Below are 1,205 nucleotides of genomic sequence, written 5' to 3' on the forward strand. Positions count from 1 at the left end.
AGACTACCTCATTAAAAACATTAAGAAAATTTAATAAATGAAGAAAGTTATCTTAAATGACATAAGCTTAGGGATAATTCTCATCACGGGTAATACAGCTTATACAAAAAAATGAATACAAAAATCTTTGCCATTGCTGCTAATGGCAGGGGGAACTGGGTCGGCATTCCGGAGATTCGACTGGACCAACAGTCCAGCTTCCAAGATTCGCAACTCCATTAATTAGATAACGAGTAGCTCTATCAATTAGGAACAATTCACCATGATTCAGACATAAAAAAGCCTTAGCATTTCTGCTAAGGCTTCAATTATGGCAGGGGTGGAGAGATTCGAACTCCCAACACGCGGATTTGGAATCCGCTGCTCTGCCAATTGGAGCTACACCCCTAAAGTAAGTGGCGGAACGGACGGGATTCGAACCCGCGACCCCCGGCGTGACAGGCCGGTATTCTAACCAGCTGAACTACCGCTCCGCTATGTTCAGTTGCATCTAAATAAAGTCTTATAGTTAATCACTGCTTTATCTAGAAATTTGCTTGTAAATTATAAAATCTAAAAGCAAGGATTAAAGCCTGGCGATGACCTACTCTCACATGGGGAAGCCCCACACTACCATCGGCGCGATTTCGTTTCACTTCTGAGTTCGGCATGGGATCAGGTGGGTCCAAAATGCTATGGTCGCCAAGCAAATTCTTGTTGTTACCGCTACGCAGCAACAATTAATTCAGAAAGCTGTCGTTCTCACACAATCAAGTGTCTCTTATATNGAGTCCGATACAAAACCTTTTTGGTGTTGTATGGTTAAGTCTCACGGGCCATTAGTACAGGTTAGCTCAACGCCTCACAACGCTTACACACCCTGCCTATCAACGTTCTAGTCTCGAACAACCCTTTAGGACGCTTANAGCGCCAGGGAAGACTCATCTCAGGGCTCGCTTCCCGCTTAGATGCTTTCAGCGGTTATCGATTCCGAACTTAGCTACCGGGCAATGCGTCTGGCGACACAACCCGAACACCAGAGGTTCGTCCACTCCGGTCCTCTCGTACTAGGAGCAGCCCCCTTCAATCTTCCAACGCCCACGGCAGATAGGGACCGAACTGTCTCACGACGTTCTAAACCCAGCTCGCGTACCACTTTAAATGGCGAACAGCCATACCCTTGGGACCGACTTCAGCCCCAGGATGTGATGAGCCGACATCGAGGT

At 46.8% G+C, this 1,205-nt stretch carries 2 tRNA genes and 2 rRNA genes; all 4 read right to left on the reverse strand.

Features of this window, described 5'->3' with window-relative positions:
* Positions 1–311: 311 nt before the first annotated feature.
* Positions 312–388 (reverse strand) — tRNA-Trp (locus tag F9817_RS23660).
* Positions 389–396: 8 nt separating this feature from the next.
* Positions 397–473 (reverse strand) — tRNA-Asp (locus F9817_RS23665).
* A gap of 97 nt (positions 474–570) precedes the next feature.
* Positions 571–686, reverse strand: a 5S ribosomal RNA gene (rrf, locus tag F9817_RS23670).
* A 111-nt stretch (positions 687–797) separates the two neighbouring features.
* Positions 798–1,205, reverse strand: a 23S ribosomal RNA gene (locus F9817_RS23675); the annotation flags it as partial.

The sequence above is a fragment of the Vibrio eleionomae genome, assembly GCF_009874545.1.
In the GTDB taxonomy this organism is placed as follows: Bacteria; Pseudomonadota; Gammaproteobacteria; order Enterobacterales; family Vibrionaceae; genus Vibrio; species Vibrio nitrifigilis.